At 43.6% G+C, this 16247-nt stretch carries 12 protein-coding genes; 5 read left to right on the plus strand and 7 right to left on the minus strand.

Going from position 1 to position 16247, the window contains the following annotated elements:
- Positions 1-41: 41 nt before the first annotated feature.
- Complete coding sequence (locus ACFSVN_RS13125; protein WP_390303641.1) at positions 42-1598, plus strand: NAD(P)/FAD-dependent oxidoreductase; 1557 nt, start codon at positions 42-44, stop codon at positions 1596-1598.
- A gap of 4 nt (positions 1599-1602) precedes the next feature.
- Here the strand turns inward: ACFSVN_RS13125 and ACFSVN_RS13130 are convergent, their stop codons facing one another.
- The 4 genes from ACFSVN_RS13130 to trkA form a co-directional block, all read right to left on the minus strand.
- Complete coding sequence (locus tag ACFSVN_RS13130; protein WP_390303644.1) at positions 1603-1989, minus strand: type II toxin-antitoxin system death-on-curing family toxin; 387 nt, start codon at positions 1987-1989, stop codon at positions 1603-1605.
- On the minus strand, positions 1986-2207 hold the full coding sequence (locus tag ACFSVN_RS13135; RefSeq protein WP_390303647.1) for an AbrB/MazE/SpoVT family DNA-binding domain-containing protein: 222 nt from the start codon (positions 2205-2207) through the stop codon (positions 1986-1988). Before ACFSVN_RS13135 ends, ACFSVN_RS13130 begins: the two co-directional genes overlap by 4 nt.
- Positions 2208-2327: 120 nt before the next feature.
- The gene (locus tag ACFSVN_RS13140; protein WP_390303650.1) at positions 2328-3842 is read right to left on the minus strand and encodes a TrkH family potassium uptake protein; all 1515 of its coding nucleotides are present in this window, start codon (positions 3840-3842) and stop codon (positions 2328-2330) included.
- The gene (gene trkA, locus ACFSVN_RS13145; protein WP_390303653.1) at positions 3842-5194 is read right to left on the minus strand and encodes a Trk system potassium transporter TrkA; all 1353 of its coding nucleotides are present in this window, start codon (positions 5192-5194) and stop codon (positions 3842-3844) included. The genes ACFSVN_RS13140 and trkA overlap by 1 nt, the downstream gene beginning before the upstream one ends.
- A 250-nt stretch (positions 5195-5444) precedes the next feature.
- Between trkA and ACFSVN_RS13150 the strand changes: the two genes are divergently transcribed.
- The gene (locus ACFSVN_RS13150; protein WP_390303656.1) at positions 5445-5708 is read left to right on the plus strand and encodes a hypothetical protein; all 264 of its coding nucleotides are present in this window, start codon (positions 5445-5447) and stop codon (positions 5706-5708) included.
- 50 nt (positions 5709-5758) lie between these two features.
- Here the strand turns inward: ACFSVN_RS13150 and ACFSVN_RS13155 are convergent, their stop codons facing one another.
- Entirely contained in the window at positions 5759-8218 is a 2460-nt protein-coding gene (locus ACFSVN_RS13155) for a zinc-dependent metalloprotease (RefSeq protein ID WP_390303659.1), read from the minus strand.
- 189 nt (positions 8219-8407) lie between these two features.
- On the opposite strand from ACFSVN_RS13155, the gene ald reads away from it, so the two are divergent.
- Both ald and ACFSVN_RS13165 read left to right on the plus strand, forming a co-directional pair.
- The gene (ald, locus tag ACFSVN_RS13160; RefSeq protein ID WP_390303662.1) at positions 8408-9523 is read left to right on the plus strand and encodes an alanine dehydrogenase; all 1116 of its coding nucleotides are present in this window, start codon (positions 8408-8410) and stop codon (positions 9521-9523) included.
- Positions 9524-9894: 371 nt separating this feature from the next.
- Complete coding sequence (locus ACFSVN_RS13165) at positions 9895-10500, plus strand: transposase (protein WP_390303665.1); 606 nt, start codon at positions 9895-9897, stop codon at positions 10498-10500.
- A gap of 294 nt (positions 10501-10794) precedes the next feature.
- On the opposite strand, the gene ACFSVN_RS13170 is transcribed toward ACFSVN_RS13165, so the two are convergent.
- Entirely contained in the window at positions 10795-12021 is a 1227-nt protein-coding gene (locus ACFSVN_RS13170) for an FtsX-like permease family protein (protein WP_390303668.1), read from the minus strand.
- A 126-nt stretch (positions 12022-12147) separates the two neighbouring features.
- A complete protein-coding gene (gene lysS, locus ACFSVN_RS13175; protein ID WP_390303671.1) occupies positions 12148-13692 on the minus strand; it encodes a lysine--tRNA ligase in 1545 nt (514 codons plus the stop codon).
- A 351-nt stretch (positions 13693-14043) separates the two neighbouring features.
- Between lysS and ACFSVN_RS13180 the strand changes: the two genes are divergently transcribed.
- A complete protein-coding gene (locus ACFSVN_RS13180) occupies positions 14044-16239 on the plus strand; it encodes a hypothetical protein (RefSeq protein ID WP_390303674.1) in 2196 nt (731 codons plus the stop codon).
- The last annotated feature ends 8 nt before the right edge of the window (positions 16240-16247 follow it).

Below are 16247 nucleotides of genomic sequence, written 5' to 3' on the forward strand. Positions count from 1 at the left end.
TTTGAATTCGTTAAAACGATGCAATTCCGTATTTTTGGTGTATGCAGAAAGAACTACAGATCCGAGTGCTGCCTGAAGTTGCAGGAGAGGCTCATTTACTCGAAAAATACATTCTTGATAAAGAAGGTCTGGCACCGGAAGACCTTCACCATATTCAGGTGCTTCGCCGGTCAATAGATGCCCGTTCACGGCAGGCTTACTACAACCTGAAAGTTCGGCTGTATATTGGTGAGGATTTTGAAGAGGAAGATATCTCCCTGCTTCACTATCCCAACGTAAGCAATGCTGAAGAAGTGATCATCATCGGGGCAGGTCCGGCAGGATTATTTGCTGCACTGGAATTACTTGAAAATGGATTGAAGCCGGTGATCCTGGAAAGGGGAAAAAATGCCAAAGATCGTATTCAGGATCTGAAAGGGATCAACGTAGATCATATCGTAAACGAAGATTCCAATTATTGTTTTGGAGAAGGCGGAGCCGGAACCTATTCGGATGGCAAGCTTTATACCCGTTCCAAAAACCGGGGGGATGTTCGCAAGGTGCTGGAGTTGCTGGTTGGTTTCGGGGCGGTAAAGAATATCCTGGTAGAGGCTCATCCCCATATCGGCACCAACAAGTTGCCGAAGATCATTGCCAACATGCGGGCGTGTATTTTACAGCATGGGGGAGAGATACATTTCAATACCCGCGTCACGGATCTCATTACGGATTCATCTTCCATCAAGGGCGTAGAGGTACAGGATGGAACTAAGTTTCATGCGGATAAGGTGATCCTGGCTACGGGGCATTCCGCCCGTGATATCTTTGAGTTGTTGTGCCGTAAGGGAATAGAGATCGAGTTGAAGCCCCTTGCCATTGGGGTAAGGGTTGAGCATCCGCAATCACTGATAGATTCTATACAGTACAATTGCGAAACCCGTGGAGATTATCTGCCGCCGGCATCCTACAGCATTGTGAAGCAGGTAAAAGATCGGGGGGTGTATTCTTTTTGTATGTGTCCCGGAGGAGTGATAGCTCCCTGTGCCACCTCTCCCGGTGAGATCGTGACCAATGGGTGGTCATCTTCGCGGCGAGCCCGGCATACCTCAAATTCAGGGATCGTGGTAGAACTGACACCCGAAGATTTTAAGCCTTTTGAAAAATACGGTCCGCTTGCGGCCATGGAATTTCAGCGGTCTATCGAACAAAAAGCCTGGGTGGAAGGCGGTAAGACCCAAACAGCTCCGGCTCAGCGCTTACGGGATTTCATAAAAAGCGATGTTTCCAAAGACCTGCCCAATACGTCCTATTCTCCGGGAATTACCTCGGTGGAATTGGGCTCAGTACTGCCTGATTTCATTCATAAAACCCTGAAAGAAGGCTTTCTTCAGTTCGACAGAAGCATGAAAGGATATCTCACCAACGATGCCGTGGTCCATGCTCCGGAATCGCGTACTTCCAGTCCGGTCAAAATTCCAAGGGATCGTGAGACCTTGGAGCATGTTCAGATCGCGGGACTCTATCCCTGCGGAGAAGGAGCCGGTTATGCCGGGGGAATTGTATCTGCAGCTATGGATGGGATGAGATGTGCGAATCAGATCAAGAAAGAAAACAGCTAATTGTTTAAATTTTACTTGTGTTCTTTTTGAGGAATTCAGACAGTTCTTCTTTGCCAAGATTTCCATTTGCAAGATCCATTATTACTGCATACAAACTTTTCTTTTCGGCATGTAGCTTGTATCCATTTACAAAAAGAAAGGTATAAATTGCAACTAAAGCGGTTCTTTTGTTTCCGTCAAAAAAAGGATGATTACTGCAAATATGAAAACCATAAGCGGCAGCCATTTTATAAATGGTATCATGGACATATTCACCTCCAAAACTTGATTGAGGTTGAGCTAAAGCTGACTCCAGTAGATCATGATCTCTGACACCCGACTTACCCCCATAGGTTTTTATTTGGTCTTCATGGAATAATAAGATGGTTTTCTTATCCAGAAACTTGATCATTTTGCAAGTTCTTTTAATACCTCTTTGTAATCCATATTGGATTGACGATAAGCTTCAGCCCATTCTTCAAAGTCTGGGTCTATGGGCTCCAGTTCAATATTTGAACCACTTTTCTTGATCGTGATCTTATCACCCTGTTTGAGATGAAGCTCGTCAATGAGTTGTTTAGGAAGTGTTACTCCAAGACTATTTCCAATCTTTCTTATCTTTGTCTCCATAATAATAACTGCTCAGTATTAAGTTATAACAATGTTATTATTTAATTTTAAAATATGCAATGTTAAGATCAGTAACTGTTTTTGTAGCATTGGTTCAGTTAATATTTAAAAACTGAGATGCTACTGCCTCCAAAAAGCAGGAGAGAAAATGATAAGAACCGTAAAGATCTCAAGGCGGCCAACCATCATCAGCATGATAAGTACCCATTTTCCGAGATAGGGTAAGTGGGCAAAATTATCGGTAGGACCGAAATCACCCCAACCGGGTCCAATATTTCCAATCGCAGCTATACTTGCGCCTATGGAGGACATGATATCATACCCAAAAAGGCTGATGATGAATGCACCGAGTGCAAAGATGAAGATATACAGGATAAAGAAGCTCAGTACGGTACGTTGTATGTTCTGATTGATGGTTTGATCACCAATTCGTACCGGAAGAATGGCTTTTGGATGAATGATCTGCTTGATCTCACGTCCGGTGTTCCGGATCAGGATCATCCAGCGGATCATTTTAATTCCACCCCCGGTTGAACCCGCACAGCCTCCTGTGAAAAAGAGAAGGAAGAGGAAGAAAGCAGCAATGGTATTCCATACCTCATAATTATCGGTACCGAATCCGGTGGTGGTAACGATAGCAAGAACCTGAAAGGCTCCATAGCGCAAGGCATCCAAGATCGGATATTTATCCATGAGCCACAGGGAACCCGAAATGATGATGATGCCAATGAAGATCACGAGCGTATAGAATCGAATTTCACGGTTCGCAAAGAAAGACTTATGGTCACCCCGCAACAACCTGAAGTGCATGGCAAAGTTAATACCCGCGATGAACATAAAGATGATGATTACCCAGTCGATATAAACGGAATCGAAGGCCTCGATACTGGCATTTTTAGTGGAGAAGCCACCGGTTGCCATAGTGGAAAAAGCGTGATTGATGGCTTCGAACCAATCCATGGAAGGGTGCACCCAGAGTAAAAGAAACTCCACAAAAGTGAAGGCTACATACACTCCCCAAAGAAGTTTAGCTGTTTCTTGAACGCGCGGGGTAAGTTTATCGGTGGTCGGGCCGGGCGACTCTGCCTGAAATAACTGCATTCCTCCGATCCCCAGTAAGGGCAGAATGGCCAGCGAAAGCACGATGATCCCCATTCCACCCAGCCAATGGGCAAGCGATCGCCACATCAGAAAGCTTTTGGGGATATCCTCGATCTGTGGATTTTGAAAGCCGCTGCTTGTTTCACCACCTAAAATGGTGGAACCGGTAGTGGACAAGGCACTCATGGTTTCAAAAACGGCATCGGTAAAAGAAGGGAGTACACCTGATATCACAAAGGGGAGTGCTCCTACAAGGGATAAGGAAAGCCAGGTCAGGCTTACGATCAGAAAACCTTCCCTGACCCGCAGTTCATTTTTCGGTTTGAAGGAATACCACAGTCCGGCTCCCACAGAAAAAGCGATCCCGGCGGAGATCAAAAAGGAATGCCAAGTGTCCTCACCATAGATCAGGTCTACCGCGGCTGGGATCAACAAAGCAAAGCCCATGAAGAAAATAAAGGATCCGAGGATCCCTAAAACAACTAAAAAATCAATGTTAGCGCGAGGGGCGGAACTGTTTGGGATCAAAGCCATTATTGAAAAAGTTTGGTTACTTTATCGATGGCATTTGGAAGGCAAAAGATGATCACTCGGTCGTTGTCTTTTACCTGTGTTTCACCCACCGCAATTTCTACATCACCATTACACATCAATCCGCCTATCACACAACCGGCCGGCAGTTTTTGTTTTTTGATGGGCTTTTGGGTGATCTTGGAACCCGGACTTGCCTTCAGCTCTATCACCTCTGCCTTTATACCTCTGAGTTCTGTCACCGAAACAACATTACCCCGCCGTACATATCGATGAATTTCATTGGAAGCAGCCACTTTCTTGTTGATCACGGCATCTAATCCAATTGTTTGAGCAAGGGGAATAAAATCGGGCTTTGAAATCAGGGCCACTGTTTTTTTGACTTCAAGGTGCTTGGCCATCAAACAGGAGATGATATTGGATTCCTCATCATCCGTAACAGCAATAAAGGCATCCATGTCGCTGATTCCCTCTGTAACCAGGAGATCCGGATCTGTTGGATTGCCATGCAAGACCATGACCTCCTTCATCTCAATAGCCAGTTCTTCAGCTTTATCATAATTAGGCTCGATAAGTTTTATAGACCAGTTCTTGGTCTTGTCGGCACAAAGAATACGAGCCAGCATAGCACCCATATCAGATCCGCCGGCTATCATGACCGTATTCAGTTCTGTTTCTTTCTTCCCGGTCGTTTTAATAATGGCGTTGATGTCGTTGGTTTGTGCAAGAATAAAGATCTGGTCATAATTTTGGAGCTTTATGGAACCATCGGGAATAATGGTTCTTCCGCGCCTGCCAATTGCCACCACACGAAAGGTTAGTTCAGAATGTTTGCCTGCGTATTCATTTAAGTTCTTTCCAATAAGCGGAGAGTCTTTTTCAAGCCGTATTCCGATCAACTGCATTCGGTCGTTGGCCAGGTTGATCACATCACTGGCTGATGATCTTTTAAGAAGCTGAGCGATCTCATGGGCTGCACTTAGCTCCGGGTGTATCATCACATCAATACCAAGATCGGAGGGGGTAATGGGAGAATTTTTATCAGAAAATTCATCACTTCGAATACGAGCGATCACCATTTTGGCACCAAGCCGCTTTCCGAGCATCCCTGAGATCATATTCACCTCATCAATACTGGTAACAGAAATAAGGATATCGGCATCACCTACATTCGCTTTTACAAGATCTTTAACAGAGGTGGCGTTACCCTCAATGGGGAGTACATCTAAAGACTCAGAAACCTTGTTCAGTGACTCTTTCTCTCTATCTAAAACAGTTACATCATGCTTTTCTGTAGATAATACATTGGCGAGATCATATCCAATTTCGCCGGCACCTATAATTACGATCTTCAAATGAAGCCTCATTTAATTTAAAAACAACAAATAGTACGGTGTTTTCAGTTAAAATAAAAGAAAAGATGTTTTTCTTAAAGCATTAATTATCAGTTATATATCTTTCCTTACAATGATATCAGGCTTTTTTAAGAAAACCATTAATAACTACTTCAGTAAAAGAATGTATGTTAATGATAGCTTAACACTGCCGTAACGTTTTGTTTAGGTGAAATGCTGATTCTAAGGCATCATTTCACCAAGAACAATTATGCTGATAGGCGGAGATTTCAATAATAGGGCAAAGCAGCTTTTATCCCTGCTTTCAGAAAAAAGTGACCATACACCTGACACGAAAGTAGCGGTTGAGGATCTGGTTGAGGAACTGGAACTGGACCGAACCGAACTCAAAAATCTTCTGGAGTATCTTGAAGGAAGAGAGTTGGTTCAAATAGCATCCATTGGAGGCCCTTTTCTCTACGGGCACATAAAAATTACTCAAAAAGGGATCCTCAAAGCCGGGAAGTTGAAATAAAAAAAGCCTCCGGTTTAACAGAGGCTTTAATACGTAATATCATTTTTACTTTAACTTTCAGCATCCAAAATATCATCGATCCTGATCAGGGCGTCTTCAATATGAGCCCTTGTGAGTCCGTCTGATATCCTGGTCTGTGCCCGCTCAAGATCATTTTGAAGCAACCCGAGTTCAACTCTCAGAAAAGCTCTGATATCTGAGTTCTTGACATCAACATTGCCTCTGAAGCTTCTTATTTCATCCGTATTAAAGAGGTTTTCAATATTATCAAGATACACGCGCTGTAAGTTTCTTCGATAGGGATCGATGCTCGTCATTTCGTAGATCTCACTCCAAACACCGCGACGAAGGTCTTCTAGCATTTCAAGTGGGGCATACGCATCATCACCGTCAAAGGTGTGAGCTTCGTTAAGACGTATCATTACATCGGCTCCCATAACGTCATTGAGCATTCTTGACTGTAAATTCTTAACCCTTTCGAGGGCACCGGCATGTTCTATACGACGTAGGATCTCTTTATCAAGCAGCCAGTCAGGAGTAGAGAATACATGCTCGTTCAGGAAACCAATGGCTTCACGTTGATAGTCTTTGGGAACCGGGGTATAAAGCACACCTTCCTGATCTGAGCTTTTACGGCTCTGGTACACTCCTCCGATGTTAGTGGAAACATGTCCTGCATAACGCGCCCATTGTCCTATCAATTCACCGTAGATCTCTTCAAGATCGTCATATCCTTCACCCGGTGTGGATGTCCACTCGATGAGGTTAGGGACCACACGTTTCAGGTTCATCAGCCCATAGGTGCTTGCCTGAACGGGATCATTGGAAAGGTCTTCTGTTTGAGAAGAAGGATCATATCCGGTAGAGGAAGCAAATCGGTAGATCGGGTCATCAGCTTTATCAAGGATCCACTGATCCAAAACCGGTTTTTCATCTTCCGGAGTTTCGGCATCCGGGATCACGCGGTAACCCCAGTTGACAGAGTATTTATCATAAGGTCCGATCTTTCGGATGAAGCGAATGTTCTCGTCGCCGGGCTGGGCAATGTAATTCTGCCGGGCATATTCCATGATGGTGGTAGCAATACCGTATTCCTGTGTGAAGTTTCCTGAGCGAAGAGAGTCGACAGGGTAGGCAGAACTTGACTGCATGTTGTGTGGCAATCCGATGGCATGACCGATCTCATGCGATATAACACGGCGCATGGTTTCGCCGATCAGATCATCATCCAGCTTTAGTTTCCTGGCAGCGGGATTTGCGGCTCCGGTTTCGATCATAAGTCGGTTTCGGTAAGAACGCATGTGGTTGTGATACCATACAATATCACTTTCGATGATCTCACCGGTTCGCGGGTCACTCACACTTGGTCCAACGGCGTTACGGATGGTGCTTGCTACCCAGCGTACGGTGGAATAGCGAATGTCTTCAGGACTCCAGTCCGGATCTTCTTCCGGTGACGGAGCTTCTTTAGCGATCACAGCATTTTTGAAACCGGCCTCTTCAAAAGCTTCATTCCAGTCTTCAACCCCTTGCTTGATATAAGGAACGTATTTGGTTGGCGTGGCCGGATCCAGATAATACACAATAGGTTTAACCGGCTCTACCAGTTCTCCGCGGGCATAAGCTTCAGGATCTTTTGGCTCAAGTCTCCAGCGGCGGATATAGCTTTTCTCCTCTGCTTTCTGAGCATCAGAGCCATAGTCAATTTGGTTTACAGTGAACCAACCCACACGGTAATCCTCATACCGGGGACGCATAGGTTCTTTGGGAAGAAGTACCATGGATTGACTCATCATCATGGAAAGGGTCGCCGTCTGTTCATCAGAAGGAGGGTTGCCGGCATTATAGGTTAGCACATGGCGGACCTCAATATTCTGCGGGAAACTTTTTGCTGATTCAATGTAGCTTCTGTTTCCATCAAGTCGACGAACCTGGTACTGTTGTCTTAAGAAGCCGATTGCCCCGCTGATGGCTTCAGTATCGGAAGTAAAGAAATCGGTCATTTCAATGACCATCGTGGTGGAATCTTCCCCCATGGTCTCAATTGGAAATGCGGCAATGACAGGGGCAAAATTATTGGCCTTCACAGATTTGTAAACCGGTAAAGTATCGGCTGCAACGGCATTATAGGACTGCTTCCGAATAAGGATCTTATCATTCTGCCGCTCGAAGGTGATCACCTGTTCTGCTGTTTTGGATCCGGCTGAAAAGAATCCAAAATAATCGGTGGGCACTTGTGCCAGGCGGCTTACCAGCAGCATTTCACGGTTCAATAAGGAATCCGGTATTTCGTAATATAATTTATCTTTTACCCAGTGAACGTCGAATAAACCTTCATCAGTTTTAGCTTCTTTCGTGATTACGGATGAGTAGGCTTTCATACCGTCAGAGGAAGATGAGGGAGGAGGAGTTCTTTTATCAGAGGTAGTGTTTTTACTGGAAGTACATCCTGAAACAATTAAAAAAGAAAAGATCAGTGCACAAAGAATGCGATGTAAATATGTATTCATAAGTTCAATATGATTAATTCCCGAGAGCTGGATACTAAATTTAATTCAAATTGTTAAAATAATAATTTTATTGATACCTGATACCATAATTAAAAAAGGACAGGATTATCAAATATTCATTATCCAGTTTTGCTGAAAATTACCTACCTTTGCGTCCCCAAAATAACAGCCAAACTAAACGTTTTTATCATGATTATTGGAATTCCTAAAGAGATCAAAACCCACGAAAACAGGGTTGCTATTCAGCCCGGAGGCGTGGTTCAGCTTAAGCGTAACGGACATGAAGTGTTAATCCAGAATAATGCAGGGGTTGGCAGTGGCTTCAGTAATCAGGAATACGTTGACGCAGGTGCTACTATTATTGATGATGTAGAAGAAGTATGGAAGAAAGCTGAAATGATCATGAAGGTGAAAGAGCCTATCGCTGAGGAGTATCCTCGCATGAGAGAAGGTCAGGTTATCTTCACCTATTTTCACTTTGCGGCTGAAGAAGCACTGACTAAAGCCGTTGTGGATTCCAAATGTATTGCCATTGCTTATGAGACTGTGGAAAAATCAGATCGTTCATTACCGCTCCTGATTCCTATGAGTGAAGTGGCAGGACGTATGGCGGCACAGGAAGGAGCCGTTTATCTCGAGAAACCTAAAGGCGGCCGAGGTGTATTGATGGGTGGTATACCCGGAGTGCCTCCGGCTAATGTATTGGTTCTTGGCGGTGGTGTAGTGGGTGTGAATGCAGCCAAGATCGCAGCGGGAATGGGAGCTAAAACTACGATCATGGATATCAATATGCCTCGTCTGAGGTACCTTGATGATGTAATGGAAAAAAATGTGAGTACCATGTTCTCATCAGAAGCGAATATCCGAAGAATGCTTCCTCAGGTGGATATGATCATCGGTGCGGTATTGAAGCCCGGTGCCAAAGCACCTCATTTGATCACCCGTGATATGCTCAAGGAAATGAGAGCAGGAACCGTTCTTGTTGATGTTGCCATTGATCAGGGTGGTTGTTTCGAGACATCCAAACCTACCACACACAAAGATCCTGTATATATGGTGGATGATGTAGTACACTATTGTGTGGCTAATATGCCCGGAGCTGTTCCATACACTTCTACCATGGGACTTACGAATGTAACACTTCCTTATGCCGTAGCACTTGCAAATAAAGGATGGAAGCAGGCTCTGAAAGATGATGCCGAGCTACTCAAAGGATTGAATATTGCAAATGGCACGATCGTTTATAGAGATGTTGCCGAAGCATTTGAGATGGAATGGGAAGAAGTTAGTTCCGTTCTCAACTGATAGACTTTCACGACCCAAGATCAAAGCCCCCTGTATATTTAGTTATGCCGGGGCTTTTTTTATGCTCTTGGAATGGCTCCAGTTGTGGTTGAACCCGGCGCTGTTGCCTTTGGCCCATCTCCATCACCCGGCAAGCCGAAAGATGGAGATTACTGCCTCTTAATCCATCCTTCCGCTCAGTTTGGGTAGGTATAAGTTGGCTGTGTTTACCAGAGCGGGGTGATGGATGGTGCTTGGGATGGCTCCAGTTGGTGTTGAGTCTGGCACTTTTGTATTTCGTTCATATTTGGGACTAAGCATTAGCCGAAAGAGGGGTGATTTATTCTCTTTGTTTACTTGCAGATATCTTACAAATCAAGTTCTTTACATAAATGCAATTTCTACCGGGGCATACATATCATGTGTATAATCAGGGCAACAACAGGGTTCCCATTTTCTATGAACGGGAGGATTATCTGTTGTTTATTAAAAAGATGAGAAAGGCTTTACTACCTCATAGTTCCATTTTAGCCTGGTGCCTTATGCCTAATCATTTTCATTGGCTCATTCAAATAAATTCCAATTACGAAGTTTTATATGAAGAAGATCAGCGTGCGAGAATATTAAACCCACTGAATAAGGATATCGGTTCATTATTAAGTTCATATAGCCAGACTATAAACAGGAAAATAAACCGATCGGGTTCTTTGTTTAGAAAACGAACAAAAGCCAAATCATTAATAGAGGATGAGGCAAATAATAACTACGGTATTAATTGTTTTATTTATATCCATCAAAATCCTTTAAGAGCAGGTTTAGTAGCCAGTATGGAGGAATGGCAATTTAGTTCGTTCAGGGATTATGCAGGATTCAGAAATGGAACATTATGCGCCAAGGAGTTGACTAGAGATCTATTTAAACTTCCAGAGGATGTGGGTAAATTCTACAAATTCTCTCAGAAAACGATACCTGATAATAATATTCAAAAGCTGTTCTGAGTTTTGAAGTAAGCAGAATCCATTCTTCCACTTTTATAAATAGGTTTGAATGGCTCCAGTTGTGGTTGTATCGGGGGCTGTTGCCTTTGGCCCATCTCCATCACCCGGGCAAGCCGAAAGATGGAGATTACTGCTTCTTAATCCATCCTTCCGCTCAGTTTGGATAGGCAGAAGTTGGCTGGGTTAACGAGAGCGGGGTGATGGATGGTGCTTGGGGTTAGCTCCAGTTGTGGTTGTATCAGGCGCTGTTGCCCTTGGCCCATCTCCATCACCCGGCAAGCCGAAAGATGGAGATTACCTTCCGAAAGAGATTACTTTAACGGGATCGGTATTGGCAGCAACCCGCGCAGGAAACCAGGAGGCAAGGGCTGAAAGCACAATGGTTACCAGGGTAACTATAACGAAGTCTATTGCGTGTGGTTCAACAGGAGCATAAGCCATATAGTAATTTTCCTGGGAAAGGGGGATGATCTGGTAGTTGACCTGAAGGAAGTAGAAAAGTAAAGATATAGAGATCCCTATGATCAGGCCCACACCCGCGACCATGAGTCCCTCCACTAAAAAGATACGCCGGATCATCTTTGATTTACTCCCGATGGTTTTCAACACTCCGATATCTCTTGTACGCTCCAGTACCATCATTAAAATGGCTCCGATCAGGTTAAATGCAGCTACAATGATCATACCACTGATAACAAGGGGAATCATATTTTCCTGCAATTCAACCCATGCAAAGATATTACCGAATACGGTGTAAATGCTTTGATTGTAGTAAGGGAAAATGATGGACTCATTGAGTTTATCATGGAAGGCAAGTATTTCGGTATCATCTTTGAGCCTGATCTCGATGGCGTCAGCCTGATTGTCCCGGTACTTAAAAAGTTGTCGTGCATAATTTCGATCTACCATCGCAAAAACATCATCAAAAAGATCGATCCCGGTCTCGTAGATCCCGGTAAGTCGAAATTGTTTGATTTCGGGCGAGTTGACCAAAGAAGGGATGCCTTCAATCGTATAAACGGTGATAACAGAGCCTATCTCTGCCTGAAGCTGTTGGGCCAATTGCTTCCCAAGTACAATACCCGGCATACCGGTTGAATCTCGCTTCAGGTCATATTCACCTTCAGTGATATAATTTCCAACACCAAACTCCGGTTTTTCAATATCCACACCTTTGAGGGATGTTCCGGTTACCTGGTCTTTGGTTTGTATCATTACCTGTCCCTCTATCACAACCTGCTTACTTTCGATCTCAGGATAGCGATCCAGGTAAGTGAAAAGAGTATCGGCCCGTTCCAGGGGTTTTTGGGTATAGGTGCTGATACTTATATGAGGGGCAAAATCCATGATCTTGCCATTGATGGTCGACTTAAACCCATGAACGATCGAAAGGGCGATCAGTAACCCGGCAGAACCAACGGCAATTCCGGCTATTGACATGTACTTGATGAACGAAAGAAACCCGGAGCTTTTTCGGGAGCCTTTGAAATATCTAAGAGCAAGATACCATTCAAATTTCATCGGGTTCGTTACTGGTTATGCGTTAATGGTTCTTTGATATATAACTACGATTGTACGTCTGTGCTACAAGTTTATTTTAAGTACCTACAGCTTTTCCAATAACGAATATACCAATAACGAACATTGTTATTCCGGTTTCATTTGTGGGAAGAAAAGTACGTCCCGGATAGAATCGGAGTTGGTCATGATCATAGCCAGCCGGTCGATACCGATACCGATTCCTGCCGTAGGAGGCATCCCATATTCAAGGGCACGGATAAAGTCTTCATCGATGGTCATAGCTTCATCATCACCGCCGGCGCGAAGTTTGGACTGTTCCTCGAGTCGCTCCCGCTGGTCAATAGGATCATTCAGCTCGGTGTAAGCATTTGCGATCTCCTTACCATTACAAATTGCTTCAAAGCGTTCAACCAGCCCTTCTTTGGAGCGGTGTTTTTTGGTAAGCGGACTCATTTCTATAGGATAATCCGTTATAAAGGTAGGTTGTATGAGTTTCCCTTCCACATATTCTCCGAAGATCTCGTCAATGATCTTACCGGCGCCAAACGATTCATCAATTTCCACATGCAATTCTTTGGCAATGGCACGAAGTTCATCTACCTCTTTGCCGTATAGGTCTTTTCCGGTTTCCTTCTCAATAGCTTCAAACAAAGGAATACGCGGCCATGGAGTTTTGAAATCGATCTCATTTTCTCCGACCTGTACTTTCGTTGATCCATGAAGTTCAAGTGCTACTTTTTCAAGCATATTCTCCGTGAATTCCATCATCCAGTTATAGTCTTTATAAGCTACGTACAACTCGACCTGGGTAAATTCAGGATTGTGGAAACGGGAAAGCCCCTCGTTGCGGAAGTCTTTGGAGAATTCATATACACCATCATATCCGCCAACGATCAATCTCTTCAGGTACAGCTCATTTGCAATACGAAGATAAAGGTCCATATCAAGTGCATTGTGATGTGTTACAAAAGGCTTGGCTGCCGCTCCGCCGTAAATTGGCTGAAGGATGGGGGTCTCGACTTCCAGGTACCCCTTTTCATTCATGATATTGCGCATCATCTGCACCATTTTTGTACGCTGCTGAAAGGTTTTGCGTACTTCAGGATTTACGATCAGGTCCACATACCGCATCCGGTATCGTTGTTCCTTATCCGTGAAGGCATCATGGACAATGGTTTCACCATCTTCCGTAGTTTCTTCTTTGGGAGTTGGGATAGGCCGGATGGTTTTGGAAAGGAAGTGAAATTCCTCGGCATGCACGGTCGTCTCTTCGGTTCTTGTCTTGAATACAAATCCTTTGATCCCAACAAAGTCGCCAATATCAACCAGCTTCTTGAAGACCTTATTGTAATTGTCATTCCCAAGCTCTTCGGTAGCTACATCATCACGTCTGATGTACACCTGAATGGTTCCCTCAGAATCCTGTAGATTGAAGAAAGCCGCTTTCCCCATAACTCGCTTGGTCATAACCCGGCCCGCTATAACAACGGTATCAGTGTCGGGGTTATCCTCATCACGAATCAGTTTATCTTCCTGCTCTAAAATTTGTTTTGAAGTATGAGTTGCATCAAAAGAATAAGGGTAGGGGTTAACTCCGAGTTCTTGAAGTTGCTGGAGTTTTTCCCGGCGAATTTCTTCCTGCTCCGAGAGGGATAATTCCTGTTCAGACATGTATATAAGTAAATTTAATTTTGGCGTTCAAATAGAAGCTTTGAAAATACCGAATTATGCAGAGAATTGTGAGCCCAAGACAAGATTACTTTTATTTAAGAAAAGTGAATTTTTGCCGAAAAAAGAAATACTGCCATTATTAGTATTAATTAATCATGACCGGAAAAACTGCATATTAAGGGGTTTTTATTAGGATGAAACATTCTTAATTTAAATTTAAAGCTCAGCTTTATAGCTTGTTCGAAAATAATGAACATTCCTACCGGCATATTCTTATAAACTTTCATCATCAACATATATTAGGCAATGCATAACTATAGACACTTTTATATATGGCTCATAATTGGAGTCATGTTCACGGCATGTGAAATACCTGACAAACCTGATTTCCAAACCTCTCACAGAGTAGAAGCTCCTATATTGTATAATAAGACCTTTCAATTCATGGGAGAAGATGATAATGTATTGATCGACAGCACCAGTGCCGATTTCGATTCTTTATTTTCTGTGGATGGTGATAATTTCATTTCCCTTGTGAACGAACAGGATTTTGATCTTGGAGATCTGAACGATGCCATTCCTGAAGTAGATATTGATCCGACTTCTTTTAGTTCTGCCGTGGGTGAGATCGAGTTAGGCAGTTTTTCATCCGGTGGGGGTAATTTGGGTACTGCGAGCTTTCAAGATCTTACAGGAAACAATCCAGCTGCTTTTTCAGCAGGTACTCCTTTACCACCATCTGGAGGACCGACTGCTCCCTATAATATCGATATCGGTAGTAATGCGGATTATTTTGTAAGTGCAACACTGAAGAATGGGGCACTTGAGATCACGATTACGAATGATCTTGGTTTTGATATTGATGCAATTTATTTGGACCTGAATTCAAACAACACTACGATAAGTACAACCACTATCAACAATGTAGTACATAGTTCAACAGCATCAGGAACATTCAATTTCACTGATGGAGATGTACTTGAGGATATAAATTTAGATGTATCTTTGGAATGGTCAGCTCAAAATACTCAAGCAGATCCAAACGAGTTGATAGTAGAAAGTGCAGAAGGGGTAGATCTCTTTGCCTCTCAGGTTCAAGCTGTTGTAGGATCACAGGATTTTACTACCAGTAATGTGTCAAATTTTGATAACTCGGAATTCATTTTTGATGATCCGAGCCATTACGTGGAACTTGAATCCGGTGATCTTGAGATCGCTGAGATCATAAATAGCATTGATATCACTGTTGAACAAATGGAAATTTCTTTTCCGGGCATTCGCTCAGCTCCGTTTGGAGCAGGAGATTCGTTAGTGATCGTCTATAGCGGAGCTACTGAGATATCCCGAAATGGAAGCGCTCCGGCTCGTCAGGTTGATCTTTCCGGGTATCGAATTTATGCCAACAATAATCAGGTGGAATACAATATTGTAGCTCAGACTGAGAATACTCAAACAGGTTCAGGAGCACAAGCACGTGTGATCACGGAGAATGACCAGGTCTCATCTTCAGTTGCCATAAGCAATCTTATAGTTGGTGAAGCCTTTGGTTTGATCGTTCCCCAAACGGTATTACTAAGTGATGACGATCCTAATAATGGGGTCGACCAGCTCGATGTGTTCAATGACAGTGAAGCTGAGATCTCGGAAGTTGATGGACTCAGTGACCTTTCAAAGAAACTTGAAGGACTTGAATTTACTGAGCCTTCCCTAAGTATTAATTATACTACTACCGTTGGAGTACCAACGACTATTTATGGGGCCATTTTAGGGGTGAGCGGAAATGGTACTCCCGTGTATCTGACAGGAAATACGGGCAGCGAATATGAAATTACTTCCCCTATAAACGGCCTGCAGGAAAATGGAACGGATATCCCAATAGGAAATCTGATCAAGTTTGAGATCGATCCTTCATCAACTTCCGGGACCATTAATTTTGATGAAGCCACTACAAATGTGGATGACTTCCTAAATAACCTGCCAAGTGAGATCCGGTTTATTGGTAAAGCAGCGGTTAATGAGAACAGCGAAGAAGGGTCAGTTACCAATCCTATTGAATTCGAACCTGTGATCAGCGTGAACTTACCGCTCGCTTTCAGAACCACGCAAGCAGCTACCTTTAAGGATACAACAGATCAGGACCTAAGCAACTTACCATCACCTGACAACGGAGATAGCAATACGATAACTGATGGGAAGCTGGTCATCAACTATGACAATGGCTTACCTATGAATGTGGATCTCGAGATCAAGTTTCTTGACTCTGAGTACAATGCCTTTGAGACACTTACCATCGATCGTCTTGAGGCAGCAGGTGTTGATGCTAACGGATTTGTGGACAGTCCTGCTAACGGACGTACAACCATGATTGCGCTAAATGCTGAACAACTAAGACAACTCTATAGAACCAGGTATCTGGAGATATCAGCAGGATTGCTTAGTACCGATACCAGTGGAGACGGAAGCGGAAATGAAGTAAAAATTCGCACCACTGATTTTATAACTATCTCAGTGAACGCCGATTTCACTATTGAATCGGAGGTAAACTAAAATGAAGA

This window comes from Gracilimonas halophila (assembly GCF_042684365.1).
In the GTDB taxonomy this organism is placed as follows: domain Bacteria; phylum Bacteroidota; class Rhodothermia; order Balneolales; family Balneolaceae; genus Gracilimonas; species Gracilimonas halophila.